This window comes from Mesorhizobium sp. SEMIA396, assembly GCF_024518615.1.
Classification (GTDB): Bacteria; Pseudomonadota; Alphaproteobacteria; order Rhizobiales; family Rhizobiaceae; genus Mesorhizobium.
Genome location: NZ_JANIFC010000045.1, coordinates 1 through 360, shown reverse-complemented (window position 1 = coordinate 360; position 360 = coordinate 1). Strand labels below are relative to the sequence as shown.

Genomic DNA, 360 nt, shown 5'->3' with positions numbered 1-360 from the left:
GCTGGTCACCACCGAGTCCAAACTGGTCTTCTGGTTGATCGTTGCGGCCTCGCTGGTGCTCGGCATCCTGCTGATCATCCCGATCGGCGGCGCCGACATGCCGGTCGTCGTCTCGATGCTCAACTCCTATTCGGGCTGGGCGGCGGCCGCACTCGGCTTCACGCTCGGCAATCTGGCGCTGATCATCACCGGTGCGCTGGTCGGCTCATCCGGCGCGATCCTGTCTTACATCATGTGCAAGGGCATGAACCGAAGCTTCATCTCGGTCATTCTCGGCGGCTTCGGCGGCGAGACGGCAGCGGCCGCCGATGACGGCATCGAACGCACGGTCAAGCAGGGTTCCGCCGACGATGCCGCCTA

General features: G+C 64.4%; 1 protein-coding gene. It reads left to right on the top strand.

The window, feature by feature from the left end; all coding sequences use genetic code 11:
* Positions 1 to 360, top strand: a 360-nt coding sequence (locus NP503_RS33220; protein ID WP_164767602.1) for an NAD(P)(+) transhydrogenase (Re/Si-specific) subunit beta, incomplete at both ends; no start/stop codon positions are given.